This is a genomic window from Mycobacterium sp. NPDC050853 (genome assembly GCF_040653875.1).
Classification (GTDB): Bacteria; Actinomycetota; Actinomycetes; order Mycobacteriales; family Mycobacteriaceae; genus Mycobacterium.
Genome location: NZ_JBFAGW010000002.1, coordinates 621727 through 647368, shown reverse-complemented (window position 1 = coordinate 647368; position 25642 = coordinate 621727). Strand labels below are relative to the sequence as shown.

Genomic DNA, 25642 nt, shown 5'->3' with positions numbered 1-25642 from the left:
CGCGACACACGGCGCCAGTCCTCTGACCAGCATCACGGGAAAAGAGGCGAGGACGATGCGGTATCGAAAGCGGTTTGTTGCCTGTTGATAGGTATAGTCCATCGGGCGCTAGCTGCTAGCTAGCAGCCTGTTTAACGCAGGACACTGGCTAGGCAAAGGAGCCTGAACAGATGACCGCACCGAAGCGCGCTCCCGAATACGGGCATGTGGGTTCTTCCTCCAGTGCCCTGAATACGCTGGTCCGCAGCCTTCCGATGAGCGACGGCGCCGCCGTCGAGGTGATCGAGGATGCGGCGAGTCTGGCCGCCCGGCTGCTTGGATTCGGTGTCCGGATGACGGTGCGCACGGTCCTGCAGATCGGCAGCCACGCCCCCACACTCCCTTACCCGTTTGGGCTCTTGGAAGAACTCGGCCGCGTCATGGTTCCCCCGCGTGGCACGGTCAGGGCGACCGTCACTCTGGCGAATACCAACGCGCGTCTGATTCGCGCCAAGGGCGTAGGGCCGGTCGACGGCACCGGACGCGTGGTGCTGTATCTGCATGGTGGCGCCTTCATCGTGGGCGGCCCAAATACCCACAGCGCCATGGTGTCCACGATCTCTAAGCATGCCGACGCGCCGTGTCTGGTGGTCGACTACCGCATGCCGTCGAAGGCCTCCCTGGATCAGGCCGTCGACGACTGCGTCGACGGGTATCGCTGGCTGCGCGCTCAGGGATACGCGGCGGAGCAGATTGTGCTGGCTGGTGATTCGGCCGGCGGTTTCCTCTCGGTGGCGGTGGTCGAGCGCGTTCTGGCCGAGGACGGCGAGGCGCCGGCCGCGCTGGCGCTCATCTCGCCGCTCATCGAACTGGACCCCGCGCCCAAGGTGGCGCATGAGAACGCTAAGACCGATGTCATGTTGCCGCCCAACTGCTTTGAGGCGCTGCAGCAGATCCTCACCAAGGCCGGTGGCGGAATCCCGCCGCGGGAGATCATCGACAAGGTCGACGGCCGGATGCCGCAGACGCTGGTGCATTGCTCCGGGTCAGAGGTGCTCTTGTACGACGCGCGGCTGCTGGGGCAGCGCCTTGCCGAGCAGGGTGTGCCGGTGGAGATCAAGATCTGGCCCGGCCAGATGCACGTCTTCCAGTTGGCCACCAAGATCGTGCCCGAGGCCAAGGTGTCCCTGGCGCAGATCGGCCAGTACATCCGCGACGCTGTGCCCGAGACTTCCTCGGCTGAGTTCGTCGCACCTGCGGCGGTTTAGTCTCTCTTCGCGCAAGCGGCTCATCGGCCCGATTCCCTGCGGTGGGTCCTCTGTGCGCGGACCGGTGGCCGGTCGAATAGCGTTACCGGCATGCGCATCGCCCAGCATGTCTCGGATCTGATCGGCAACACCCCCCTCGTCCAGCTCAACTCGGTGGTGCCTCAGGGCTGCGGGGTGGTGGCCGCCAAGATCGAGTACCTCAATCCCGGCGGCAGCTCCAAGGACCGCATCGCCGTCAAGATGATCGAGGCCGCCGAGGCGGCGGGGCTGCTCAAGCCCGGTGGCACCATCGTCGAGCCCACCTCGGGCAACACCGGTGTCGGACTGGCGCTGGTCGCTCAGCGCAAGGGATACCGCTGCGTGTTCGTGTGCCCCGACAAGGTCAGCGAGGACAAGCGGAACGTATTGCGGGCCTACGGGGCCGAAGTCGTCGTGTGCCCCACTGCGGTACCGCCGGAGCACCCCGACAGCTACTACAACGTCTCCGATCGACTGGTGCGCGAGATCGACGGCGCCTGGAAGCCCGACCAGTACTCCAATCCCAACGGCCCTGCTAGCCACTACGAGACCACCGGCCCGGAGATCTGGGCCGACACCGACGGCAAGATCACCCATTTCGTCGCCGGGGTGGGGACCGGCGGGACGATCACCGGTGCGGGCCGATATCTCAAGGAGGTGTCCGGCGGGGCCGTGAAGGTCGTCGGCGCCGATCCGGAGGGGTCGGTGTACTCCGGAGGCACCGGCCGTCCGTATCTCGTTGAGGGTGTGGGAGAGGACTTTTGGCCCACCGCATATGACCCCAGCGTGGTCGACGAGGTGATTGCGGTATCCGATGCCGATTCGTTCGAGATGACTCGCCGTCTCGCGCGCGAGGAGGGATTGCTGGTCGGAGGATCCTGCGGGATGGCAGTGGTGGCCGCAATTCGATTGGCAGAGAGGGTCGGTCCTGACGGGTTGATCGTGGTGTTGCTGCCCGACGGCGGGCGCGGGTACCTGTCCAAGGTGTTCAACGACGGCTGGATGTCCTCCTACGGGTTCCTGCGCAGCCGCCTGGACGTCAGTGTTTCCGAGCCCACGGTCGGCGACGTGCTGCGTGGAAAGTCTGGTGCGCTACCGGATTTGGTGCACACCCACCCATCGGAGACGGTCCGCGATGCCATCGAGATCCTGCGTGAATACGGGGTCTCGCAGATGCCGGTCGTCGGCGCCGAACCGCCCGTCATGGCCGGTGAAGTCGCCGGGTCGGTATCCGAAAGGGAGCTGCTGTCAGCGGTATTCGAGGGTCGGGCGCAACTTGCTGACGCCGTGTCCCAGCATATGAGCCCACCGTTGCCGCTGGTCGGCGCCGGTGAGCCGCTGAGCACCGCCGGCTCGATGCTGCGCGATACCGACGCGGTGATGGTGGTCGACGAGGGTAAGCCCGTCGGTGTCATTACCCGTCATGACCTGCTCGGATTCGTTTCGTCGGCCAGGAGCGCCCGGCACTGAATCTGGCCTCAAATCGTTTCACGGAAGCCAACCTGTGGAAACGCTGGAAGCGTAATGTCCTCTTTTGCTCGACGCTGATGCGTGCCATACGAACTGGAGGACGACCGTGACCGAAGTTCCACCACTCCCGCCACAGGATCCGGGTGCCTATCCGCCGCCGCCTCCGGCAGCCGGTCCGCCCGCCTTGCCCGGCAGCAGTTTTGACGTCTGGATCAAGCGTGTCGGTGCCGCAATCGTCGATAGCCTCATTCCTGGGGTGATCTACGGTGTCGGTTACCTCATCGCATTCTTGACAGCCGAAAAGAGCTCGGTCTCGACCAGCGTCTACGAAGGTGACCCGCTCAGCGGCGGTGGCATGACGTACGGCGATGACGTGCAGGTCTTCAGCTTCTCGGGCCTCGGCATGGCGGCGATCACCATCTTCGGTCTGGGGGCTCTGGCCTTCGGCCTGTGGAACCTGAAGAAGCAGGGTGACACCGGCTCGACGATCGGCAAGAACCTCCTGGGCATCCAGGTGCTCGGTGAGACCACCGGTCAGCCGATCGGCTTCGGCATGTCAGTGGTACGACAGATTGCGCACTTTCTCGACTACATCATCTGCATGATCGGTTTCCTGTTGCCGCTGTTCACGGCGAAGCGGCAGACGATCGCCGACATGTTAGTGAAGACTGTCGTCGTCCCCAAGTAGAAGTAACCCGTCAGGCGGCGCTGGGCTGTCTCACTCCCACCGGTCCGGTATAGGCTCGGACCCGATGAGTGAGCAGCGCAGCGCCGCCGACGCGTCTCGGTGGCAAGGGTTTTCCACGAGAGCCATCCACGGCGGTTTCCATGCCGATCCGCAGACCGGCGCGGTCAACGTGCCGATCTACGCCAGCTCGACCTTCGCCCAGGACGGTGTCGGTCAGCTGCGTGGCGGTTTCGAGTACGCACGCACCGGCAATCCCACCCGTGCTGTCCTCGAATCCTCGCTGGCGGCACTGGAAGAAGCACACTTCGGCAGGGCGTTCAGCTCCGGAATGGCGGCCACCGACTGTGTCCTGCGTGCGCTGCTGCGGCCCGGTGATCACCTGGTCATTCCCAACGATGCCTACGGCGGCACCTTCCGGCTGATCGACAAGGTGTTCTCGCAGTGGGGAATTAGCCACACTCCGGTGCCCGTAGCCGATGTCGACGCCATTCGTGCGGCGATCACACCCAGCACGAAGCTGATCTGGCTGGAGACGCCAACCAACCCGCTGTTGAGCATCGCCGATATCGCGGCCGTCGCGCAGGTGGCCAGTGAACATTCCGTGAAACTCCTGGTGGACAACACCTTCGCGTCGCCTGCACTGCAGCAGCCACTGAACCTCGGCGCCGATATCGCGCTGCACTCCACCACCAAATACATTGGCGGACACTCAGATGTGGTGGGCGGTGCGCTGCTCACCAACGACGAGGAGCTGGACAAAGCCTTTGCATTCCTGCAGAACGGCGCGGGGGCCGTGCCGGGCCCGTTCGATGCCTACCTGACCTATCGGGGCATCAAGACATTGGCGTTGCGCATGCAGCGGCACAGCGAGAACGCCCAAGCAGTGGCAGAGTTCCTGGCTGCTCACTCCGCGGTTGCGCAGACCATCTACCCGGGACTGGACAGTCACCCCGGACATGCGGTGGCCGCCAAGCAGATGCGTGGATTCGGTGGGATGATCAGTGTCCGGCTGGCCGGAGGGCGCCAGGCCGCACTCGACTTATGCTCGCGAACAGAGCTTTTCATTCTGGCTGAATCGTTGGGCGGCGTCGAGTCGCTGATCGAGCATCCGGGTGCCATGACGCATGCGTCGACGGCCGGGTCGCTGCTGGAGGTGCCCGAGGATCTGGTGCGGCTGTCGGTGGGTATCGAAGAGGTCGGCGATCTGATCGGGGACCTTGAACAGGCGCTTCGATAAGCGCTAGCTCATCGAATGCAGGGCCGCCGAAATCACGGCGGCAGTCACTGCAAGATTGACCGCCGGGCCACGATTGTCGCGGGTTTGAGCCGCCCATCCGCCGTCGGCGATGGTCTGCGACCACCGGGACACCTGTTGCTTGCCCACCGCGTCGAGGCTCAATATTGCGTCGAATCCGTTGACGCCGTGCAGCACTGCAATGATCGCGGCAGTGCTCGGCGCGGGCGGGGCATAGTGGAACAACACATCCGTGACGCCCTGGCGCACCGCATTTGCACGCTCATTGTTGGTCACCGGCCAGTACTTCTCCGGGAACAGCCGGTTACCGCTGCGGACGGTGTGAATATCACCGGTGATCTCCAGCCGGTGCAGCATCTGGGAGTCCACACCGCGCCGGACCTTGGTGATCGCTTCGACCGGGCTCATCGGCCGTCGGCGGAGCCGGTGCACCGCGCGGTCGAGCACCGGATCACCGGTGTGCGGCACATTGAGCACCAGCAGATGACCGGCCTTCGCCGGTTCACCCTGCGTCGCCGGTCGAACACGTTGGGCCAGAGCGAGATCCAGCACGATAGCGGCGGCGAGGGCCTGCGTCCGCCGATTCTTGTCCAACAGCGGACGTCCCGAGGCATTGTTCAGCAACAGAAGCAGGAGGTCCTCCGCAATCTGTGGCATGAGGGGACAATAGCTGCAGAACTGGTGACATGATGCCTGGCATGGCTACGGAGTCAGCGGGAGCAACAGGGTTGGTGACGGTCGACGAGATCCGGGAGGTGGCGGAGCGCCTCACCCCTGTGATGCGGCGCACACCGGTGGTGGCTTTTCGCGCGCTGAGCGAACGCTGCGGGCACGAAGTGCGGCTCAAATGCGAAAACTTGCAACGCACAGGATCTTTCAAACCGCGCGGTGCCTACAACCGGATCAGTCTGCTGCCCGATGACCAGCGCGTGAATGGCGTGGTCGCTGCCAGCGCGGGTAACCACGCCCAGGGCGTGGCCTGGGCCGCGACCACGCTGGGCATCCAGTCGACGGTCTTCATGCCGGTGGGGGCGGCGCTGCCCAAGGTCGTCGCGACCCGCGCCTACGGCGCTACCGTGCACCTCACCGGTACGACCATCGATGAGGCGTTGTTGGCGGCGACCGCGTTCGCGGCGGAAACCGGCGCGGTGCTCATCCATCCTTTTGATCATCGTGATGTCGTGGCCGGTCAGGCGACTGTCGGGCTCGAGATTCTGGAGCAGCTTCCCGAGGTGGGGACCATCGTGGTGCCCGCGGGCGGTGGCGGGCTCGTCGCGGGGATTGCGGCAGTGGTGAAAGAGGCGCGGCCGGAGGTGCGGATCGTCGCGGTGCAGGCCGCGGGTGCGGCCGCGTGGCCGGTGTCGCTGAAAGCCGGGCACCCGGTGGCACTGGAGTCCATGGACACCATGGCCGACGGCATCGCGGTCGGTAAGCCGGGGGCGGTGCCGTTCGAGCATGTCGTCGCGTTGGTCGATGAGGTGGTCACGGTCAGCGAGGAGGCACTGTCGCGCGCCCTGCTGCTATGCCTGGAGCGGGCCAAGCTGGTGGTGGAACCCGCCGGTGCTGCCGCGGTGGCCGCATTGCTCACCCTGTCCGCCGAGGAGCTGGGCCTGACCGGCCAGGTATGTGCGGTGCTCTCGGGCGGAAACATCGATCCGCTGCTGCTCACGCACGTCATCACCCACGGTCTGCGCGCGGCCGGACGTTACCTGACGGTGCGGGTCACCATTGCCGATGCGCCGGGCGGCCTCTCGGGCCTCCTCGATGTCTTCCGAGCGGCGGGGGCCAGCGTCGTCGATATCACGCACTGGCGAAACAGCGAGCGTCTGCGTCTGGGTGAGGTGGATGTGTTGGCGACCGTCGAAACTCGGGGGCCAGAACACCGTCAGGCCGTCCTCGACGCAATCGTCGCGGCCGGCCTGACGGTTCAGGAAGAGCGGTAGGTGGAGCCTTAGTCGTGGTAGGGCTCGGCGCTGACGAGCGTCACCTTTACCTCGGTGCCGTTGGGCACCGTGTAGCTGCGGGTCTCGCCGACCTTGGCGTCGATGAGCGCGCCACCCAGCGGTGAGCTGGGGGAGTACACCTCGAGATTGCCGTCCTTGACACCCTCCTGGCGGGTGGCGATGAGGAATGTCTCGGTATCGCCCTTGTCGCCGTCGTAGTAAACCTTGACGACCGAACCGGGCAACGCGACGCCGGATTGCGTCGGCGCCTCGCCGACCTTGGCGTTGTTGAGCAGCTCTTGCAGCTGGCGGATGCGCGCCTCTTGCTGGCCCTGCTCGTCGCGGGCAGCGTGGTAGCCACCGTTTTCACGCAGGTCGCCCTCTTCGCGGCGCTCGTTGATCTCGGCGGCGATGATGGGGCGATTGGCGATCAGTTGGTCGAGTTCCGCCTTGAGCCGATCATGTGATTCCTGGGTCAGCCAGATCACCTGGGTGTCGGTCATGGTGCAGGTACTCCTTGTCTCAGGCCAGCAACCTCCGCTGGCTCTCATCTATCGGGTGCGGGTCGGGTCCATTGCTGCGACTCGCACTCTCCAAAATGCAGCAATACACGGTCCCAGCCGGGATCCGTGTATTGAGCCAGCATACCACTGTCGCTGTGATGTTCAGCCTATTTTTGGCCGAGGTTTGCCCGATGTGAACGTTGCCGATGTCTGGCCGGCGGTGCCCGAAGCGTCTGTGCTGGGTCTCGTGGAAGAAATTGGGATCAGGATGCGATCAGATACGGCGGAACCGCCAGACTGCATCCGTAGACATCGCCGGTCACCGGAGGCCGCGTCGACTTCACCAGGGCCGTGATCGGCACGGATCGTTCGGAGGAGGGTGGCACCAGTACTTCGCGGCGGCCCGTTTCGCTGCCGTCGATGGACCGTGCCCGCAGGATGCACACCGCCGGCTTGGACGGGTCTTTTCGTTCTACCGAGGCGGTGACGGCGACGGTCGAGGAGTCCACGAGCCGGTAGGCGGAAAGTTCGCCCTTGACGTCTCCGGGGCCCAACCGGTTGTATCCGATCGCGGCGATCGCGACTCCGGCTATTACCACCAACACGGTTAGCCCGATCGCGATCCAGCGGCCACGACGGGGTGTGCTCGCTTTGGTTCCGTAGCGGTCCCCTGGTGGCCGTAGTGCCGTTGGTCTTGGCGCAAGCGGCTCATCTGGCTCTGCTGGTCCTGGCGCAAGCGGCTCATCCACGGGTCAACGGTATGACGGGTATGAGTGGGATGAAACGATGGGGGACGCTAGAGCATCCCTAGAAGGCCGGATAGAGAAGATCAGGAAGAGGCGGGCGCACGGGTGACCGGATTGCGATTGATGGCGGTTCACGCCCACCCCGATGACGAAGCCAGCAAGGGCGCCGCCACGACGGCGCGTTACGCCGCCCAAGGCAACGACGTCATGGTGGTGACGCTGACGGGTGGTGAGCGGGGCGACATCCTCAATCCGGCGATGGATCGTCCCGAGGTCGCCGCGAACATTGCGATGATCCGTCGCGAGGAGATGGCCAAGGCCGCTGCCGAACTGGGCGTGCAACACCGCTGGCTCGGATACGTGGACTCGGGACTTCCGCAGGGAGACCCGCTGCCTCCGCTGCCTGAGGATTCGTTCGCACTGGTGCCCATCGAAGAGCCGATCGCCAAGCTGGTCGCGGTGATTCGGGAATTCCGGCCACACGTCATGACGACCTACGACGAGAACGGCGGATATCCGCATCCGGACCACATTCGATGCCATGAGGTGTCGATGGCGGCCTTTGACGCCGCGGCAGACCCGAACCAGTTCCCCGAGGCGGGTGAGCCGTGGACGGTCAGCAAGATCTACTACAACCACGGATTCATGCGAGCGCGTATGCAATTACTCAATGACGAGTGCAAGAAGCATGGGCACAAGGGGCCGTTCGATGAATGGCTTGAGCGCTGGCCCCCCGATGACGACACCTTCGATCGGCGGGTGACCACTCGCGTGCCGTGTGCGGACTTTTTCGATGCTCGGGACGCAGCGCTGCGTGCGCACGCCTCGCAGATCCCGCCGGACAGCAGCTTCTTCTCGGTTCCACGCGAGTTTGAGCGCCGGCTGTGGCCCACCGAAGACTTTGAGTTAGCGACATCGCGAGTGCCGACGAGCTTTCCCGAAGACGACCTGTTCGCCGGAATCGAGGCCAAATGATGCTGATGGACGCCGTGCTGGTGCTCGCCGACGAGAAGGGGCCCACCAATGTCGGACCGGATTTCGGTAAGGCCGGTCCGTTTGGTTTGACGGTTGTGGTGCTGCTGATGGTGGGCACCTTCTTCCTGATTCGGTCGATGAACGCGCATTTGCGCAAGCTGCCGGAGGCGTTCGATCCCGAACACCCCGAGGCCGATCAGGCTGCCGACGAGGGCACAGTGGGCGCAGCGGCTGAGGAGCCTCCGTCTGACACCACCGAGCAGCGGGGCGACGACCGTTAACCGCCTTTCCGAGGCAACCAGCCCATACCTGCGCCAGCACCTGGACAACCCGGTGCACTGGCAGCAGTGGACGCCAGAGGCATTGCAGGAAGCGCAGTCTCGCGATGTGCCGATTCTGCTGTCGATCGGGTACGCGGCCTGCCATTGGTGTCACGTGATGGCCCACGAGTCCTTTGAGGACGACGAGGTGGCCGCGGTTATGAATGCCGGGTTCGTCAACATCAAGGTCGACCGCGAAGAGCGTCCCGACCTGGACGCGGTCTACATGAACGCCACCGTCGCGATGAATGGGCAGGGCGGCTGGCCCATGACGTGCTTCCTCACCCCGGATGGGCGGCCTTTCTATACCGGGACCTATTACCCGAAACAGGGTTTTCTGCAGTTGCTTTCGGCGGTCCGCGAGACATGGGAGCAGCGCCGAGACGAGGTGGAAGAAGCAGCGTCAAGCATCACCGGGCAGTTACAGGCGATGTCGGGACGGCTCCCCGCCGGGCCCGGGGTGGATACCGCACTATGCGACGCGGCCATCGCCGCGATTCTGCCGGCCGAGGACGTGCGCTTCGGGGGTTTCGGTGGGGCGCCGAAGTTTCCGCCGTCATCTCTGCTGGAGGCGCTGCTGCGCGGATACGAACGCACCGGCGATGCGGCGGTGCTTGGTGTGGTGGCCAGGACCGCGACGGCGATGGCGCGTGGCGGCATCTACGACCAGCTGGCCGGAGGCTTCGCGCGGTACAGCGTGGACACGGCCTGGGTGGTGCCGCATTTCGAGAAGATGCTCTATGACAACGCGCTTCTGCTGCGTGTCTACGCGCACTGGGCGCGCCGCAGTGGCGACGCACTCGCGCGACGAATTACCGGCGAGACGGCCGATTTTCTGCTGGATGAGCTGCGTGTGGGCGACCTGTTCGCGTCATCGCTGGATGCCGATGCCGACGGATCCGAAGGCTCCACATATGTGTGGACGCCCACCCAACTCGCCGAGGTCCTTGGCCCGGAAGATGGCTCTTGGGCGGCAGCGCTTTTCGAGGTGACTCAGGCGGGGACCTTCGAACACGGCAGCTCGGTACTGCAGTTGTTGCGCGATCCCGAAGAGCAAGCAGATGTGAACCGGTGGCGTCGCGTACGCGAGACGCTGTTGACGGCGCGGCTGCAGCGGGTGCAACCCGGCCGCGACGACAAGGCCGTTACCGCCTGGAACGGGCTGGCCATCACTGCGCTCGTGGAGGCGTCGATCACCCTGGATCGAAACGATCTTCTGGATGCGGCGGCCAGATGCGCCGCCCGGCTGCTGGATCTGCATCTGCGCGACGGGCGGCTGCGGCGCGCCAGTCTGGGTGGGCAGGTGTCTGACGGCGACGGTGTGTTGGAGGACTACGGCACGCTCGCTACGGGCCTGCTCTCGCTGTATCAGGCGACAGGCCAATGGCGTTGGCACGAGGCCGCTGCTGAGCTACTGGATACCGCGCTCGACCATTTCGCCGATCCGGAATCGCCCGGTGCGTGGTTCGATGTCGCCGACGACGCCGAGCAGCTGGTACTCCGGCCGAGCGATCCGCTCGACGGCGCGACCCCGTCGGGGGCGTCATCGGTGACCGAGGCATTGCTCATCGCCGGTTACCTGCTGGAGGACTCGCGCTATCGGGAGGCGGCACACGCCTCGCTGTCGGCGGCGTCCATGGCGCTGGCGCGCGCACCTCGATCGGCCGGTCATTGGCTGGCGGTGGCCGAGGCCGCGGTCCGGGGCCCGATCCAGGTCGCGGTGGCGTGCGACGCCGAGACCTCGCCACTATTGCGACGGGCGCGGCTGGCAGCACCCGGTGGGGCGATTGTGGTTGGCGGGGTTAAGGATTCGAGCGAGCTGTTACGCGACAGGGGGCAGGTGGGCGGTGTCGACGCGGCCTACGTGTGCCGGGGTACTGTCTGCGATCTCCCGGTGACCGGGACCGAACAATTAGACGCCGCGTTGGGTCGGTAGCGTCGGCGGGCATGACCGTTACCCGCGAACAAGTTCTCGCCGTCGTCCAGAGCTACTGCGATCTGCTCACCAGTGGCACAGCCGCCGAGATCGCCGATCTGTACGCCGATGATGCGACCGTTGAAGATCCGCTGGGTGCCGACGTCCTCAAAGGGCGCGAGGCAATCCAGGGCTTCTACGCAACCATTGAGCCGCTGAACCGCCGCGGCGAGCTGAAGTTGGTGCGTGCCACAGCCAACGAGGCCGCGTTCCACTTCGAGCTGACCATCACGCATGAGCACGGCGGCATGGTGATCGCGCCGATCGATGTGATGACCTTCGATGACAACGGCAAGATCAGCTCGATGCGGGCCTTCTGGACCCAGGACGACATCAAGCAGCTCTAGTCGCCGCTCTCCTCGCTCGCCGAGTGTGAACGTTGGTGCTCACACTCGGCGGGGCAAGGTGACTAGAAGACCGCGAACCAGACCGCGATGTAGTGGCAGGTCGCGGCGATGACCGTCGCGGCGTGGAAGAACTCGTGGTGGCCGAAGTGCAGGGGCCACGGGTTGGGCCACTTCACGGCGTACAGGATGGCGCCGACGCTGTAGAAGGCTCCGCCGACAATCAGTAGCACCAGTGCCGGCACCCCGGCGCCGTGCAGCAGTGTCGACGAGAAGCCGATCGCCACCCACCCGAGCAGCAGATAGAGCGGCACTCCAACCCAGCGCGGTGCCGTCGGCCACCACATCTTGAGGACTACCCCGGCGAGCGCGCCGCCCCACACGATGGCGAGCACTAAATTGCCGTCGGCGGGTGGCATCGCGAGCATCGCGAACGGGGTATAGCTGCCCGCGATGAAGATGAAGATCATCGAATGGTCGAGTCGCTTCATCCAGGTGCGGGTGGTCTCGGATTTCCAGTTCACCCGGTGATACGCGGCGCTGACGGCGAAAACGCCGAAGACTGTCAGGCTGTAGATCGCGGTGGCCAGCCCCGCTTCCGGCGAGCGTACCGACCAGGCCACCGACACCAGCACGATGCCCGCGACGACGGCGGTGATGCATGCGTAGAGGTGGATCCAACCGCGTGCCTTGGGTTTGACGGGGAGCGTCTCGATACCGCCGACCAGTGCGGCCATGGGTAGGGAACGCTCGGAACCTTGTGCTTCCGGTGCAAGCTGGGGGTCCCTCCCGCTTGCGGGGGCCTCATCGGTCTGCATAAGTCACAGTATCTAACCCAACTAATCCGGTTGTGAAGGTTGTGTGCAGATCTGCGTCTCGTGCACTGTCGTGGCTCGGGCGTGTGACGGGCTCGCTAGGCTGGGTTCCGTGGAGATCATCCCGCCAAGGCTGAAAGAACCGCTATACAAGCTCTACGAAATGCGGCTCCGTCAGGAGCTGGCCAAGGCGGCGAAACCGCGGCATATCGCCGTGCTGTGCGACGGAAACCGTCGTTGGGCCCGGTCGGCGGGGTACACGGACGTCAGCCATGGGTACCGGATGGGCGCCCGCAAGATCGGCGAGATGCTCGGCTGGTGTCAGGACGCCGGTGTCGAGATGGCCACCGTGTATCTGCTGTCGGCCGAGAATCTGACACGTGATCCCGAACAGCTCGGCGAGCTGCTGGAGATCATTACCGATGTCGTCGAGGAGCTGTGTTCCCCGCAGAAGAACTGGAGCGTGCGCAGCGTCGGAGACCTCGATCTGCTGCCCGACGCGGTGGCCGAGCGCATGCGTCAGGCGGTGAAGTCCGCGCCCTCGGATGCGGGTTTCCATGTCAACGTGGCGGTCGGCTACGGGGGCAGACAAGAGATCACCGATGCGGTGCGCACCCTGCTGAACAAGGAGCTGGCCAACGGCGCGACCGCCGAGCAGCTGGTGCAGAAGGTGACGGTCGAGGGCATCTCCGAGAACCTGTACACATCGGGGCAGCCGGACCCGGACCTGGTGATCCGGACATCGGGGGAGCAGCGGTTATCGGGATTCCTGCTCTGGCAGAGCGCGTACTCGGAGATGTGGTTCACCGACGCGTACTGGCCCGAGTTCCGGCGTGTGGACTTCCTGCGCGCGCTACGCGATTACGCCGCGAGAAACCGGCGGTTCGGGCAGTAGCTATCGCCTGCCCATCAACTCGTCGATCTCCGGGACTGACCACTGCGAGGATTCGGTGTGGTCGCGGTAGCCCAGCGGCGTGGGGACCTGGCGTTTGAATCGCCCGATGAAACCGCCCGCCGCGATGAATATCTGGCCGGTGATGCGTGCGGAGAGATCGCTGGCCAGATAGGCGTACAACGGTGCCACACACTCCGCAGGCGCCGGGGCAAGCGAGGCCTGCAGTGTCATCTCGTCGAGTAGCCCCCGCGTGTGCAGATCGTGGAGATGCGCGATGTACTCATCGCCCTCCGATAGCCGCGTGCGGGCGCCCGGACAGATCACATTCGCGCGCACGCCGCTCTGCTTCAACTCGGCGGCGATGGCCAAGGTCAGTCCGTTGACGGCCGCCTTGCCCGCCGGATACCCGGTGCCGCCGTAGATACCCAGGGACGCAGTCGATCCGGTGTTGATGATGGTCCCATGCCCCTGGGCGGCCATGAGCGGTGCGGCGGCGCGGCAGGTGTGGAACACGGTACCGAGATGTGCATCGATCAGTCGATGGAAGTCGTCGGGGGTGATGGTGAGAATGGAGGATCCGGCGGGCTCCGGTATGCCCGCGCAGTTGATCAGCACATCGATACCGCCGTATTCCGTCCGGCACGCCTCGATCAGGTCGGTGGCTGTTCGGTCGTTGTCGGGTGCGCCGACGAACCCGACTGCTGCACCGCCTGCAGCCGTCATGCTGCGGACAGTTTCGTCGACGGCCTCTGAATGTCGGCCGTTCACGACGACATTGGCGCCGAGCTCGCTCAGCAGATGTGCAGCGGCGCGGCCGATTCCACGACTGCCGCCTACCACCACACAGGAGAGACCGCTCAATGCGGCACCGGGCAGTATGCCGTCTCGAACTTCTTGACACCGTTGATCCAGCCCGAATGGAACCGGGGGGCTTCCCCGATCCGCGAGATATCCGGCATCCGGTCGGCGATCTTGTTGAAGATGATCTCCAACTCGACCTTCGCCAGGTTGGCTCCCAGGCAGTAGTGGGCCCCCGTGCCACCGAAACCCAGATGCGGGTTGGGGTCACGGGTGATATCGAAGGTGTGCGGGTTCTCGAATACTTCCTCGTCGAAGTTGGCGGACGGATACAGCATCACCAACCGCTCGCCCGCCGCGATCGGCACGCCACTGATCATGGTGTCCTGTAGCGCGGTTCGTTGTTGGGAGATCAGCGGTGAGGTGTATCGGACGATCTCGTCGATAGCGGATGCCGGCCGGTCCTTTTTGAACAGCTCCCACTGGTCCGGGTGTTCCAGGAACGCCATCATGCCCATTGTGGTTGCGTTGCGGGTGGTTTCGTTGCCGGCAACCGACAGCATGACGACGAAGAAGCCGAACTGCTCGGGGGTGAGCTGCTCACCATCCACGGTTCCGGCGAGCAGACGGGAAACCACGTCGTTCCCCGGACAGTCACGGCGCTGCTCGGCGAGCTGGTACGAGTATCCGAGTATCTGGGCGGCGCCGATACGCGGGTCGATCTCGACATCGGCCTCGTCGTACCCCGTCATCTGGTTGCTCCATTCGAAGAGCTTGACGCGGTCTTCCTCAGGAACACCGATCAATTCGGCGATGGCCTGCATCGGAAGCTCGCTGGCCACCTCGCGCACGAACTCGCCGTGCCCGCCCTCGAGTGCGGCTCGCACAATCCGCTCCGCGCGCTCTTCCAGGGTGATGCGCAGCGCCGCGATGGAGCGCGGGGTGAACATGCGGGACACCAGCCCCCGCAGCTGGGTGTGTTCGGGGGCGTCCTTGTTGATGAGGACCGACAGCGTGGCCTGGAACTCCTCTGGGCTGATGTGGTCTTCAAGGCGCGGGATGGCGCCCTTGCGGCCGGACGAGAAGATATCGGTGTGCAGCGAGATCTCACGCACATCACGGTGTTTGGATACCACCCAGTATCCGTCGTCGGCGAATCCGCCCACCGTGCGCGGTTGTGGATTCCACCAGACGGGCGCTTCGCGACGCAGGGTCGCGAACTCTTCGTGCGGCATCCGTTCCCCGTACAACGCGGGATCGGTGAAATCGAAGCCTTCGGGGAGACCCAGTTCCGCAGCGCTCTTCATCGCGGTCACCAGAGGGGGACCGGAGTCTTGCCGAGAGGGTAGTAGCCGGGCACCCTTTCACCCGACAGGCCGCGCTGGATGCGTTTCTGCATGCCCAAGCTGAGCTTGCCCGCCTTGATGAGGTCCATGTACACGGCCGATACATGACCGAAGTCGAAGAAGTCGCGTTGCCAATTCCATTGGCCGTTACCGGCATAACGGAACCAGCTGCCGCCGATACCGTAAACGGTCAGATCGTCACTCCCAGCTCTATCATTACCGCCGGTAGCGATCTGCTTCCAGAATCCGATCACCTCGCCCTGCTTGTCGTCGACGATCACCTTCTGGTACGGGTAGGTCCAACCTTCCAGCCCCTCCATCTCCTGGCCGAGGGCGATATCGCGTATCTCATCGATACCGACGCACATCACGTCTTCCTTGGGACCGATGTTCCATCCGTAGGTGGCATCGTTGGTATAGAAGCGTGCCAACGGTTTCCAGTCACCTGCCTTCTCGGCATCCAGGTTGGCTTGTAGCCAGTCTGCGACGACATCGTCGAGCTCTTGGCGGGGGAATTGCGGCATCGTTGACGCTCCTATTTCTCGGTGATGAACAAAGCTCGAGCGGGACATTCCTCGACGGCGCGCTCGACCTCGTCGCGCGCGTCCTCGGGGGGTTCGTGATTCAGGATTTCGACGGTGCCGCGCTTGGGCACGCGGAAGTAGTGCGGGGCCTCCAACTCGCACATGGCGTGGCCTTGGCACAGGTCTCGGTCGACATCGACCCGAAACGGCATCAGGTCCTCCGGCGGTAACGAACCTTGGCCGGCTGTGCCAGCTGCACCACCATCTTGGAGTGGTCGTTGTGGTACGAGTCGGCCGGCTGTGCCATCTCGAATTCATACTCACGCAACAGCACCGAGAAGATGGCCTTGATCTGCATGGTGGCGAAGGCGGCGCCCACGCAGCGGTGTCTACCGGCCCCGAACGGTATCCATGTCCAGCGATTGACGATGTCTTCCTGCCGCGGCTTCTCGTAGCGGTCCGGCACGAAGCCGTCCGGGTCGGGGAAGTCCTCGGCGATCCGGTTCGAGACAGCTGGGGAGGCCGCCACCATATCGCCGTTGTGAATGGGGAAACCGCCCACTTCGAACTCGCCCTTGGCGACCCGCATCAAGACGATCAGCGGCGGGTGCAGTCGCAGCGTCTCCTTGAGTACATTCTCCAGCTTCGGGATCTGGCGCAGCGCATGGAAACTCACCTCGCTTCCATCCGCATACAGCTCGTTCAGCTCGTCGATGACCTGCGTCTGGATATCCGGGTGACGTAGTAGCTCGATGAGCACCCAGGAGGCGGTGCCCGAGCTGGTGTGGTGCCCGGCGAACATCATCGAGATGAACATGCCGGTGATCTCGTCGGCGGTGAAGCGGGGATTGCCGCTCTCGTCCCTGATCGTGATCAGCACGTCGAGCATGTCGCGCTGACTCTTATCGGTCGGGGGATTGGAGATCCGGCTGTTCATGATCTCTTGAACCAGTGCTACCAAGCCTTTTCGCGCCTCATCGCGCTGGCGGAAGCTCTCGATCTCCAGGTACGGGTCGACATAGCACAGTGGATCGGTGCCCTGCTCAAGCTGGTGGTACAGGTGGGCGAACCTGCCGTCGAGCTCATCGCGGAACTTCTTGCCGATCAAGCAGGCCGAGGAGGTGTAGATGGTCAGCTCGGCAAAGAATTCGAGGAGATCAATCTCGCCGCTCTCACCCCAGTGTGAGATCATTTGGCGGACTTCATTTTCGATGGTGGTCGCGTGCCCCTTCATCTGTTCACCGCGCAGCGCCGCATTGTGCAGCATCTCCTTGCGGCGTTCCGGGTCCGCGTCGAAAACCACACCCTTGCCGAAGATCGGCGTCATAAATGGGTACGCCTCGGCCTGGTCCAGATCCTCGTCACTGGAGCGGAAGAAGAACTCGTTGGCCTCAGCGCCGGAGAGGAACACCACCTGCTTATCGGCGAGCTGGAAGGTGCCGACGTTTCCGCATTCCTCCCGGATGCGTTTCATCAGCGCGATGGGATCGGTGCGGAACTCCTCCAGGTGCCCGTACTGGTCTTCGCCGCCGGATACCCGGGGAACGGTGCTTAGTCCCGAGTCGCTACGCTCCTGCCCTCCGATCGGGGTCGTCGTCATGACGGCATTCCTTCCTCACCGAGTTCAAGTTTCTGTTTGTCCGCCGGAGCGCCCTTCAGCGGTGCTTCGGGCTGCACTTCCATCTCTGCGATATGTGCGCCCCTGGGAGTTTCGGCCACGAAGGCCACCGCACGGGCGATATCGGAGGGGCGCAGGAAGTAGGAGTGACGCGCCTGGCCCCAGGACTTCCAGTCCTCCAACATGGGACCGACTTGTTCGGCGGAGAGCTGCCAGCCCATCGATGTGAGGGTGGGACCGGGATGCACGATCGATGCGCGGACTCCGGTGCCCTCCAGCTCCATGCGCATGGTGTTGACCATCGCGAGCAGCGCCGCCTTGGCCGCACCGTAGGCACCCATGTGCGGGCGCTGATGCAGCGCGACATCGGACCCGATGAACACCACATCGCCGCGTTGGCGGGCCACCATATCGGGCACGATCGCGGTGGCGAGCCGGTTGGCGCCCAGCAGGTGCACCTGGATCTGGGAGGCGAAGATATCGGCGCTCATCTCATGCACCCGGCCGGGGTGCATGTCTCCAGCCCCGGATATCAGCAGGTCGATCTCGCCCAGCGCGTCGATACTCTGTCCGACAAACGATTTCACGGAGTCCGCATCGGTGACATCCAGTGGGAACGCAACGGCCTCTCCGCCATCGGCCTGGATCTTCTCGACGAGCTCGGTCAACTTGTCCACGCGGCGGGCGCCTAGCGCCACCGGGAATCCGCGACCCGCCAGTTCAGTTGCCGCGGCCGCCCCGATGCCGGAGGAGGCACCGGCGACGATGGTTGGGCGGCGGTCCGGGTGTGGGGCAAATCGCGGCATCAGGTGTCCTCCCTCAATTGCACAGTGATGGGCAGATAGGCGAATCCGCGGACATTGCTGGAATGCACACGCACGGAGTTGCTTTCGTCGATCTCGTAGTGTCGTATCCGGGTGAACAGCTCGGTCAAGGCGACCTTGGCCTCCATCCGCGCCAGGTGTGCGCCGAGGCAGAAATGCGCACCACTGCCGAAGCTCACGAGCTTGGAGCCGATCTCGCGACCAATTCGATAGTCGTCGGCATCCTCGAACACTCGATCGTCGCGGTTGGCCGATCCCGGCAGCAGTAGCAGGATGTCACCGGCGGGGATGGTCTTGTCGTACAAAGTCATATCCTCGGCCACGGTGCGCGCGAGGATCTGGCTGGAGGTGTCATAGCGCAGCGATTCCTCCACCCACAGCGGTATCCGCTCGTGGTCTGCGTAGACGCCGGCGAGCTGATCGGGATTGCGGTGCCCCCAGTAGGCGGCATTGGCCAATAGCTTGGTGGTCGTCTCGTTGCCGGCGATCACCATCAGGAAAAGGAAGGCGAGCACCTCTTCGTCGGTCAGTCGGTCGCCGTCGATTTCTGCCTGCAGCAGAGCGGAAGTCAGATCGTTTGAGGGCCGACGTCGCCGCTCTTTGACCATGTCGATGTAGTAGCGCATCAGGTCGAAGGACGCCTGAATGGCCTCGGGTGGCACATCGGCCAGGCCGTCCTCACGGTGCATGACGCCATCGGCCAGCTCCCGGATGCGGGTGCGGTCGGCCTCGGGCACCCCCATCAGCTCCGAGATGACATCCATCGGCAGCTTGCCGGCATAGTCGCCGATAAAATCGAAGCTTTCCGACTGTAACGCGGTGTCCAGATGCGTACGCGCCAGCTCGACGACCCGGCCTTCGAGTTCACGAATTCTTCTGGGAGTAAACCCCTTTGACACCAGGGTGCGTAGCCGAAGGTGCTCGGGATCGTCCATGGCCAGAAACGACATCACCAGCCTTGCATGCGGCCCGAAGGAGGCCTTGTCCATGGAGACGCCGTTGGCATTGGACAAGGCCTCGCTGTTCCTGAACCCCTGTAAGACATCCTGATGTCGCGACAGTGCCCAGAAGTTCAGGTCGTCATTGCGATATAGCGGGGCTTCGTCACGCAATCGCCGGTAGTACGGGTATGGGTCTTCGTGAAAGTCGTAGTCGTACGGGTCGAACACCAACGAGGACGTATGAGCGGCCGTCATGAGCGCTCTCCCAACATGAGATCCACCACGAAGGTGAGTTTGTCGGCGATCTGGTGATAGGTGAAGGTGCCGCTGCCTGCATGCATGAGTGCGCCGAAGAACGTCATTTCAAGGGCCGAGACCACGCGCGGATCAGCATCTGGGCCCATCGCGGAGCGGATCCTGCGGTGGATTTCCAGGCCGATCTTGTCGCGTACGGCATGCACCGGTTCGTCGTTGTTGCTGAGTAGGGCAGTGGTGCAGCCAGTCGCGATCTCGGGTTCGTCGGCAACCACCAGCGCCAGGCTCCGCAGAGTCTTGGTGACGCGGGCGGCCTGACTGTCGTTGACGTCGGTGAAGTAGGGCGCCTCATGGATGAGGTCGAGGTAGATCTCGGCGACCAGATGACTCTTAGAAGAGAAGTACGTGTAGGCGGTGGCAGCCGCGACCTTCGCGCGGGCGGCGACACCACGGATTGTCATATCCGCGTACGTGGTCTCACCGAGCATCTGTCGGCCCGCGGTGACGATCTTGCGGATCGTCTCTTCCTGCCGCCGATTTCGGGGCGCACTATCTGTGAGGGGTACCGCAACTTCACTGGACACTTGTCCAGATTATCGCGGGCGACGGGTTCCGGCAAGATGCCAAGTGAAAAATGCTGTACAACAGCAATTATTTGATGTGAAAGGACTGCGGTCTTGCCATGTTGGGATCTATCTGGTTATCGTTCATGGGTAAGGAATGGACAGTTGTCCAGATTCCTGGAATGAGGTGACGATGGCACTCCTGGCCGATGGTGAAAGCGATCTATTCATCGACGGAAAGCTGGTTCCCGGAGGTGCCGGGCGGTTCCCGACGATCAACCCGGCTACCGAAGAGATATTGGGCACCGCGGCCGATGCGGACAGCGAGGACATGAGCCGCGCGATTGAGGCAGCACGTCGTGCGTTCGACGGCACCGACTGGTCTCGGGATGTGGGGTTGCGCGTGCAGTGTCTCCGTCAGCTTCGCGACGGGATGAAGGCTCATATCGAAGAATTGCGGGAACTGACCATCGCGGAGGTGGGCGCACCTCGGATGCTGACCGCCGGAGCGCAGCTCGAAGGACCGGTAGATGATCTGCGGTTCGCGGCCGACACCGCCGATTCCTTTGATTGGAACGCCGATCTCGGTGTTGCCTCGCCCATGGGCATCAAAACCCAGCGCACCCTCGCACGCGAGGCCATTGGTGTGGTCGGGGCCGTAACGCCGTGGAACTTTCCGCATCAGATCAACCTCGCCAAGGTGGGCCCGGCGCTGGCCGCCGGAAACACCTTGGTGCTCAAGCCCGCCCCGGACACCCCGTGGTGCGCGGCGGTGCTGGGGCGAATCATCGCGGAGCACACCGATTTCCCACCGGGCGTCATCAATATCGTCACGTCGAGTGACCATCGAATCGGTGCGCAGCTGTCGACGGATCCCCGCGTGGACATGGTGTCGTTCACCGGATCGACGGCCACCGGTCGCGCGGTGATGACCGATGCGGCGGCCACCGTCAAGAAGGTGTTCCTGGAGCTCGGGGGCAAGTCGGCGTTCATTGTGCTCGATGACGCGAACCTGGCCGCAGCGTGTTCGATGTCGGCATTCACGGCCGCGATGCATGCCGGCCAAGGATGCGCCATCACCACCCGACTGGTGGTGCCGCGTGCTAGGTACGAAGAGGCGGTGCAGGCTGCCGCGGCCACTATGGGGTCTTTGAAGCCGGGGGATCCCACCAGTCCGGGAACGATCTGTGGTCCGGTCATCTCGGCGCGCCAGCGCGACCGGGTTCAGTCCTATTTGGATCTGGCTGTCGCCGAAGGTGGTTCGTTCGCCTGCGGCGGTGGGCGGCCAGAAGGTAAGGACCGGGGATACTTCATCGAACCCACCGTCGTCGCCGGTCTTACCAATGACGCGCGGGTGGCGCGCGAGGAGATCTTTGGGCCGGTACTGGTGGTCCTGGCCCATGACGGTGACGACGACGCGGTGCGGATCGCCAACGATTCACCGTACGGACTGTCCGGCACGGTGTTCAGCGGGGATGACGAGCGTGCGGCGCGGGTGGCATCCCGGTTGCGGGTGGGGACGGTGAACGTCAACGGCGGTGTCTGGTACTCCGCAGACGCACCCTTCGGCGGATATAAGCAATCGGGTATCGGCAGGGAAATGGGTATGGCCGGTTTCGAGGAATACCTGGAAACCAAAGTCATTGCGACGGCTGTGAAATAGGAGGATCAAAGGTGATTTCGACTGGGCAGTTTCAGGACAAGGTTGCCATCGTCACCGGCGCCGCACAGGGCATCGGTGAGGCGTATGCGCTTGCGCTGGCCCGGGAGGGCGCGGCGGTGGTGGTGGCCGATATCAACGTCGAGTTGGGCGAAGGCGTCGCCAAGCAGATCGTCGCCGACGGTGGCAAGGCCATCTTCGCCGGTGTCGATGTGTCCGACCCCGATTCGGCAATCGCCATGGCAGACAAGGCGGTCTCCGAGTTCGGCGGCATCGACTACCTGGTGAACAACGCCGCGATCTACGGCGGAATGAAGCTCGACCTGCTGCTCACGGTGCCCTGGGACTACTACAAGAAGTTCATGAGTGTGAACCAGGACGGGGCGCTGGTGTGTACGCGCGCCGTGTACAAGCACATTGCCAAGCGCGGCGGCGGCGCCATCGTCAACCAATCCTCCACGGCCGCATGGCTGTACTCGGGCTTCTACGGGCTGGCCAAGGTGGGCATCAACGGCCTTACCCAGCAGCTGTCCCGTGAGCTGGGTGGACAGAAGATCCGCATCAACGCCATCGCGCCGGGACCCACCGATACCGACGCCACCCGAGGCACGGTGCCGGAGCAGTTCCGCAACGAGCTCGTCAAGAATATTCCGCTGAGTCGCATGGGTACCGTCGACGACATGGTGGGTATGTGCCTGTTCCTACTGTCGGACAAGGCTTCCTGGATTACCGGCCAAGTGTTCAACGTCGACGGTGGACAGATCATCCGGTCATGAAACTTGGATACATCGGCCTGGGAAACATGGGCGCGCCCATGGCCCAACGACTTGTCGACTGGCCCGGCGGCCTGACGGTTTTCGATCTGCGGCCCGAGGCGATGGCGCCCCTCGTCGAGGCGGGTGCGAGAGCGGCTGACGGCCTCGCTGACATTGCGGAGGCCGACCTCATCAGCGTGACGGTGCTGAATGACGCACAGGTAAGGGAAGTCGTTGCCGCCCTTGCTCCGAAGGCAAAGCCTGGCACCATTATCGCGATCCATTCCACCATCAGCGACGCGACGGCCGTGGAACTGGCACAGCGCTGGTCGCCGCACGATATTCACGTTATCGACGCACCGGTCAGCGGAGGTGCGCCTGGTGCGCACAAGGGTGAGCTTGCCACCATGGTCGGCGCCGATGACGAGATCTTCGCGCGTATTAAGGAGCCGTTCTCGAAGTGGGCATCGCTGGTGATCCATGCCGGCGCTCCGGGCGCGGGTACACGGATGAAGTTGGCGCGTAACCTCTTACACTTCGTGGCCTTCACCGCGGCGGGAGAGGCGCAGCGCCTGGCCGAAAGCTGCGGGCTGGACATCACTGCTCTGGGCAAGGTGGTCAGGCACACGGATGCGATCACCGGTGGGCCGGGCGCGATAATGCTGCGCGACACCACGGCGCCGGTCGATCCGGACAGCTTCTGGAACCCGATCTTCACCCATGTGCGGGGCCTCGGCGAGAAAGATCTCAGCCTGGCGCTGGCACTGGGTGAGGAGATGTCGGTCGAGCTGCCGTTGGCGGCATTGGCCCGTGAGCGGCTGGCGGCCAGTCTCGGTGTGCCACATGCTGTGCCATCTAGAGAGGGAGAAGTTAATGGATGAGCTGCGTCGCAAGGGCCTCGACAAGATGAAAGAGGTCTACGGCTGGGATATGCCAGACCTGCCCGGCGACTATTTCAAGTACACGGCCGACCATCTCTTCGGGACAATTTGGGATCGCCCCGAGCTCTCGATCCGTGATCGCCGGCTGTTGCTCCTCGGCGCGGTCAGCGCCTTGGGGCTCGACGAGATCCTGGAGATCCAGACCAGCGCGGCGCTGAAGAACGGCGAGCTCACCGACACCGAGCTGCGCGAGGTGGCCCTGTTCATCACGCACTATGTCGGGTGGCCGCTGGGGCAGCGGGTCAACAAGCATGTCGAGATGGCTATCGCCAAGCGTGCCAAGAAAGACACGGAATCCTCCGGTGACTAGCCGATTCTCCGGGTTGTCTCGGGAACAGCTGGCAGTTCTGGTTCCGGAGCTGCTGCTGATCGGTCAGCTGATCGACCGCTCCGGAATGGCTTACTGCATACAGCATTTCGGTAGGGAGGAGATGCTGCAGGTCGCCATCGAAGAGTGGGCGTCATCCAGCCCCATCTATACCCGGCGCATGCAGAAGGCATTGCGATTCGAGGGTGACGACGTGATCACCATCTTCAAAGGCATGCAGCTCGATATCGGTGCGCCGCCACAGTTCATGGATTTCCGGTACACCGTGCATGACAAGTGGCACGGGGAGTTTCACCTCGACCACTGCGGAGCGTTGCTCGACGTGGAACCACTCGGGCCCGAGTACGTAACGGGCATGTGCCATGACATCGAGGATCCCACCTTCGATGCGACGGCCTTTGCCACCAACCCACATGCCCAGGTGCGGCCGATTCACCGCCCGCCGCGCACACCCGCGGACCGGCATCCACACTGCGCGTGGACGGTGACAATCGATGAGTCATATCCCGCGGTGTCCGGGATCCCCGCCCTTGATGTTGTCGGCGGATCTGTGGCCGCGGGTTGGGAATTGAGCGATATCGACACCTCCGATGAGGGGGCCTCCGACTACTCGGGGCCACTGCTGTCCGATCTGGACTTCGGTGCCTTCTCGCATTCGGCGCTCGTGCGAATTGCCGACGAGATCTGTCTGCAGATGCATCTGCTGTTCCTCGGGTTCTCGATCGCGGTGCGCAAGCGCGCCGAGGTGGAGTTGGCAAGAACGGTGTGCACCCAACAGCTCATCGGACTCGCTGGCGTCGCGGCCGCGCGGATCACGCAGGCGTTGCAGCTGCCCGGCGGGATCGAGGGTGTGCTGCGGGTGCTCGAACTGCATCCGCTGCTGAGCCCTGTCGGATATGTGAACGCCGAGATTGCAGGCGGTGAGCTTCATGTATGGAGGTCGCCCGCTCACGAGGAGCAGGCGTGGATCTCGCTGTGTGGGCCGTCCGAAACGCGGCCGTTGCAAGCCATCGCAACTGCGGTCGATCCGCATATCCGCGTGGAGGTTTCGGGAGATGCTGAGGATTGGGTGGCCTCGTTCGTTGAGCATGAGGGTGTGGACAGGCAGCTGCCGGAGGTGATGATCGCCAATGTCAGTGGGGGATCGAGGTTCACTTTCGAGCCTCGCAAGTCGCTGCCGCTGACGGTGGTGTAGCACCAAATCCTCGCCGAGATGACATCTATGCGGTGGATTCGCTCGTGATTCCCAGCGTCAATGTCATCTCGCGGGAACCTGTGGCCTTGTCGGTGCGTTGACGAGCAATGCCCGCTGCTCTGGATGAATTCGACCGCCAGCTCGCCCGATTGACCAACCTTGGGTATCCGGTCACCGATAGCGTTACCCGCCTGCGGCCGTTGGTGGAGGGCCTGCCTGCCTCGACCGTCAACCCCGAGGATCACATTCCGTTCCTTCTCGTCGTCACCGGGACCAGTTATGAGCAGACGGCGCCGTTGATGACTCTTAACGGACGCAGTGGATTTCACGTCATGGACGACGGTGACGTCGACGTCTACCGATCAATTGTGGATATCCCTTCTGGCGCGTACCTGCTCACCGATATCGACACCGGTGGCGAGTTCTGCAACGTCACACCGGAGACGGCCCTGCATGCGATCACCGCCTGTGGGCGTTCCCCGCTCACGATTGACGAGGGCATCGCGCTCGTGACGGCGCGGCCGGACATGCTGCGCAAGAACAAATGTTTCTCGCTGGCAGCGTCGCGTGGGAAGGGGCAGCGGGTGCCGGCGATCTGGATTTCCGATAGGCGCCCGAAACTCGGATGGTGCTGGGACCGGAACCCGCACACTTGGCTGGGCACGGCCTCGGGCGGTGCACGGGTAGTCCCGTAGCTCCG

The 25642-nt window shown here is 63.9% G+C and carries 28 protein-coding genes; 16 read left to right on the top strand and 12 right to left on the bottom strand.

The features are described 5' to 3' along the window. The first annotated feature begins 170 nt into the window (after positions 1–170). The 4 genes from AB0H22_RS11515 to AB0H22_RS11500 all read left to right on the top strand — a co-directional run bounded on the left by AB0H22_RS11515 (position 171) and on the right by AB0H22_RS11500 (position 4660). Positions 171–1247 (top strand): alpha/beta hydrolase, encoded by a 1077-nt coding sequence (locus AB0H22_RS11515; protein ID WP_358146648.1) that lies wholly within the window; start codon positions 171–173, stop codon positions 1245–1247. 90 nt (positions 1248–1337) lie between these two features. Beyond that, positions 1338–2735: a cystathionine beta-synthase gene (locus tag AB0H22_RS11510; RefSeq protein WP_180752027.1), complete on the top strand. Its 1398-nt coding sequence runs from the start codon at positions 1338–1340 to the stop codon at positions 2733–2735. A gap of 106 nt (positions 2736–2841) precedes the next feature. Continuing rightward, positions 2842–3423 carry an RDD family protein gene (locus AB0H22_RS11505; RefSeq protein WP_180752028.1) on the top strand — a complete coding sequence of 194 codons (582 nt, stop codon included), beginning with the start codon at positions 2842–2844 and terminating at the stop codon, positions 3421–3423. A 64-nt stretch (positions 3424–3487) separates the two neighbouring features. Beyond that, on the top strand, positions 3488–4660 hold the full coding sequence (locus AB0H22_RS11500) for a cystathionine gamma-synthase (RefSeq protein ID WP_180752029.1): 1173 nt from the start codon (positions 3488–3490) through the stop codon (positions 4658–4660). Positions 4661–4663: 3 nt separating this feature from the next. On the opposite strand, the gene AB0H22_RS11495 is transcribed toward AB0H22_RS11500, so the two are convergent. Beyond that, positions 4664–5335 carry a GPP34 family phosphoprotein gene (locus tag AB0H22_RS11495; RefSeq protein WP_180752030.1) on the bottom strand — a complete coding sequence of 224 codons (672 nt, stop codon included), beginning with the start codon at positions 5333–5335 and terminating at the stop codon, positions 4664–4666. Between the two features lie 41 nt (positions 5336–5376). Between AB0H22_RS11495 and ilvA the strand changes: the two genes are divergently transcribed. Then, complete coding sequence (ilvA, locus tag AB0H22_RS11490; protein ID WP_180752031.1) at positions 5377–6621, top strand: threonine ammonia-lyase; 1245 nt, start codon at positions 5377–5379, stop codon at positions 6619–6621. 8 nt (positions 6622–6629) lie between these two features. On the opposite strand, the gene greA is transcribed toward ilvA, so the two are convergent. After that, entirely contained in the window at positions 6630–7124 is a 495-nt protein-coding gene (gene greA / locus AB0H22_RS11485) for a transcription elongation factor GreA (RefSeq protein WP_180752032.1), read from the bottom strand. A 263-nt stretch (positions 7125–7387) separates the two neighbouring features. Then, positions 7388–7747, bottom strand: coding sequence for a DUF4307 domain-containing protein (locus AB0H22_RS11480; protein WP_358146728.1), 360 nt, complete (start codon positions 7745–7747; stop codon positions 7388–7390). A 228-nt stretch (positions 7748–7975) separates the two neighbouring features. On the opposite strand from AB0H22_RS11480, the gene mca reads away from it, so the two are divergent. Genes mca through AB0H22_RS11460 form a run of 4 tightly spaced genes read left to right on the top strand, consistent with a single transcriptional unit; the run spans position 7976 to position 11487 of the window. After that, positions 7976–8845, top strand: coding sequence for a mycothiol conjugate amidase Mca (mca, locus tag AB0H22_RS11475; RefSeq protein ID WP_180752034.1), 870 nt, complete (start codon positions 7976–7978; stop codon positions 8843–8845). Beyond that, a complete protein-coding gene (locus tag AB0H22_RS11470) occupies positions 8842–9126 on the top strand; it encodes a hypothetical protein (RefSeq protein ID WP_180752035.1) in 285 nt (94 codons plus the stop codon). Before mca ends, AB0H22_RS11470 begins: the two co-directional genes overlap by 4 nt. Beyond that, positions 9092–11101: a thioredoxin domain-containing protein gene (locus tag AB0H22_RS11465; RefSeq protein ID WP_180752257.1), complete on the top strand. Its 2010-nt coding sequence runs from the start codon at positions 9092–9094 to the stop codon at positions 11099–11101. Before AB0H22_RS11470 ends, AB0H22_RS11465 begins: the two co-directional genes overlap by 35 nt. An 11-nt stretch (positions 11102–11112) precedes the next feature. Continuing rightward, positions 11113–11487, top strand: coding sequence for a nuclear transport factor 2 family protein (locus AB0H22_RS11460; RefSeq protein ID WP_180752036.1), 375 nt, complete (start codon positions 11113–11115; stop codon positions 11485–11487). Positions 11488–11549: 62 nt separating this feature from the next. Here the strand turns inward: AB0H22_RS11460 and AB0H22_RS11455 are convergent, their stop codons facing one another. Beyond that, on the bottom strand, positions 11550–12302 hold the full coding sequence (locus AB0H22_RS11455) for a hemolysin III family protein (protein ID WP_358146647.1): 753 nt from the start codon (positions 12300–12302) through the stop codon (positions 11550–11552). A gap of 109 nt (positions 12303–12411) precedes the next feature. Between AB0H22_RS11455 and AB0H22_RS11450 the strand changes: the two genes are divergently transcribed. Beyond that, the gene (locus AB0H22_RS11450; protein ID WP_180752038.1) at positions 12412–13194 is read left to right on the top strand and encodes an isoprenyl transferase; all 783 of its coding nucleotides are present in this window, start codon (positions 12412–12414) and stop codon (positions 13192–13194) included. Here the strand turns inward: AB0H22_RS11450 and AB0H22_RS11445 are convergent, their stop codons facing one another. The 8 genes from AB0H22_RS11445 to AB0H22_RS11410 are packed head-to-tail and all read right to left on the bottom strand — an operon-like array spanning position 13195 to position 20084. Next, complete coding sequence (locus AB0H22_RS11445; RefSeq protein WP_358146727.1) at positions 13195–14037, bottom strand: SDR family oxidoreductase; 843 nt, start codon at positions 14035–14037, stop codon at positions 13195–13197. A gap of 14 nt (positions 14038–14051) precedes the next feature. Beyond that, entirely contained in the window at positions 14052–15299 is a 1248-nt protein-coding gene (locus tag AB0H22_RS11440) for a cytochrome P450 (protein WP_180752040.1), read from the bottom strand. Between the two features lie 5 nt (positions 15300–15304). Then, on the bottom strand, positions 15305–15862 hold the full coding sequence (locus tag AB0H22_RS11435) for a nuclear transport factor 2 family protein (RefSeq protein ID WP_358146646.1): 558 nt from the start codon (positions 15860–15862) through the stop codon (positions 15305–15307). 11 nt (positions 15863–15873) lie between these two features. Continuing rightward, positions 15874–16074, bottom strand: a complete 201-nt coding sequence (locus tag AB0H22_RS11430) for a ferredoxin (protein ID WP_358146645.1) — start codon at positions 16072–16074, stop codon at positions 15874–15876. Next, positions 16074–17462, bottom strand: a complete 1389-nt coding sequence (locus tag AB0H22_RS11425; RefSeq protein WP_180752043.1) for a cytochrome P450 — start codon at positions 17460–17462, stop codon at positions 16074–16076. Before AB0H22_RS11425 ends, AB0H22_RS11430 begins: the two co-directional genes overlap by 1 nt. Further along, on the bottom strand, positions 17459–18286 hold the full coding sequence (locus tag AB0H22_RS11420; RefSeq protein WP_358146644.1) for an SDR family oxidoreductase: 828 nt from the start codon (positions 18284–18286) through the stop codon (positions 17459–17461). Before AB0H22_RS11420 ends, AB0H22_RS11425 begins: the two co-directional genes overlap by 4 nt. Beyond that, positions 18286–19500, bottom strand: a complete 1215-nt coding sequence (locus AB0H22_RS11415) for a cytochrome P450 (RefSeq protein ID WP_358146643.1) — start codon at positions 19498–19500, stop codon at positions 18286–18288. Before AB0H22_RS11415 ends, AB0H22_RS11420 begins: the two co-directional genes overlap by 1 nt. After that, positions 19497–20084: a TetR family transcriptional regulator gene (locus tag AB0H22_RS11410; RefSeq protein ID WP_180752046.1), complete on the bottom strand. Its 588-nt coding sequence runs from the start codon at positions 20082–20084 to the stop codon at positions 19497–19499. Before AB0H22_RS11410 ends, AB0H22_RS11415 begins: the two co-directional genes overlap by 4 nt. Positions 20085–20256: 172 nt before the next feature. Here AB0H22_RS11410 and AB0H22_RS11405 point away from each other — a divergent pair, with 172 nt between their 5' ends. The 6 genes from AB0H22_RS11405 (at position 20257) to AB0H22_RS11380 (ending at position 25637) form a co-directional block, all read left to right on the top strand. After that, positions 20257–21726, top strand: a complete 1470-nt coding sequence (locus tag AB0H22_RS11405; RefSeq protein ID WP_358146642.1) for an aldehyde dehydrogenase — start codon at positions 20257–20259, stop codon at positions 21724–21726. Between the two features lie 14 nt (positions 21727–21740). Further along, positions 21741–22499 carry an SDR family oxidoreductase gene (locus AB0H22_RS11400; RefSeq protein ID WP_358146725.1) on the top strand — a complete coding sequence of 253 codons (759 nt, stop codon included), beginning with the start codon at positions 21741–21743 and terminating at the stop codon, positions 22497–22499. Beyond that, positions 22496–23359: an NAD(P)-dependent oxidoreductase gene (locus AB0H22_RS11395; protein ID WP_358146641.1), complete on the top strand. Its 864-nt coding sequence runs from the start codon at positions 22496–22498 to the stop codon at positions 23357–23359. Before AB0H22_RS11400 ends, AB0H22_RS11395 begins: the two co-directional genes overlap by 4 nt. Continuing rightward, positions 23352–23729 (top strand): carboxymuconolactone decarboxylase family protein, encoded by a 378-nt coding sequence (locus tag AB0H22_RS11390; protein WP_358146640.1) that lies wholly within the window; start codon positions 23352–23354, stop codon positions 23727–23729. Before AB0H22_RS11395 ends, AB0H22_RS11390 begins: the two co-directional genes overlap by 8 nt. After that, on the top strand, positions 23722–24942 hold the full coding sequence (locus AB0H22_RS11385; protein WP_180752050.1) for a hypothetical protein: 1221 nt from the start codon (positions 23722–23724) through the stop codon (positions 24940–24942). Before AB0H22_RS11390 ends, AB0H22_RS11385 begins: the two co-directional genes overlap by 8 nt. 107 nt (positions 24943–25049) lie before the next feature. Further along, positions 25050–25637 carry a DUF5701 family protein gene (locus tag AB0H22_RS11380; protein WP_358146639.1) on the top strand — a complete coding sequence of 196 codons (588 nt, stop codon included), beginning with the start codon at positions 25050–25052 and terminating at the stop codon, positions 25635–25637. Positions 25638–25642 lie beyond the last annotated feature (5 nt).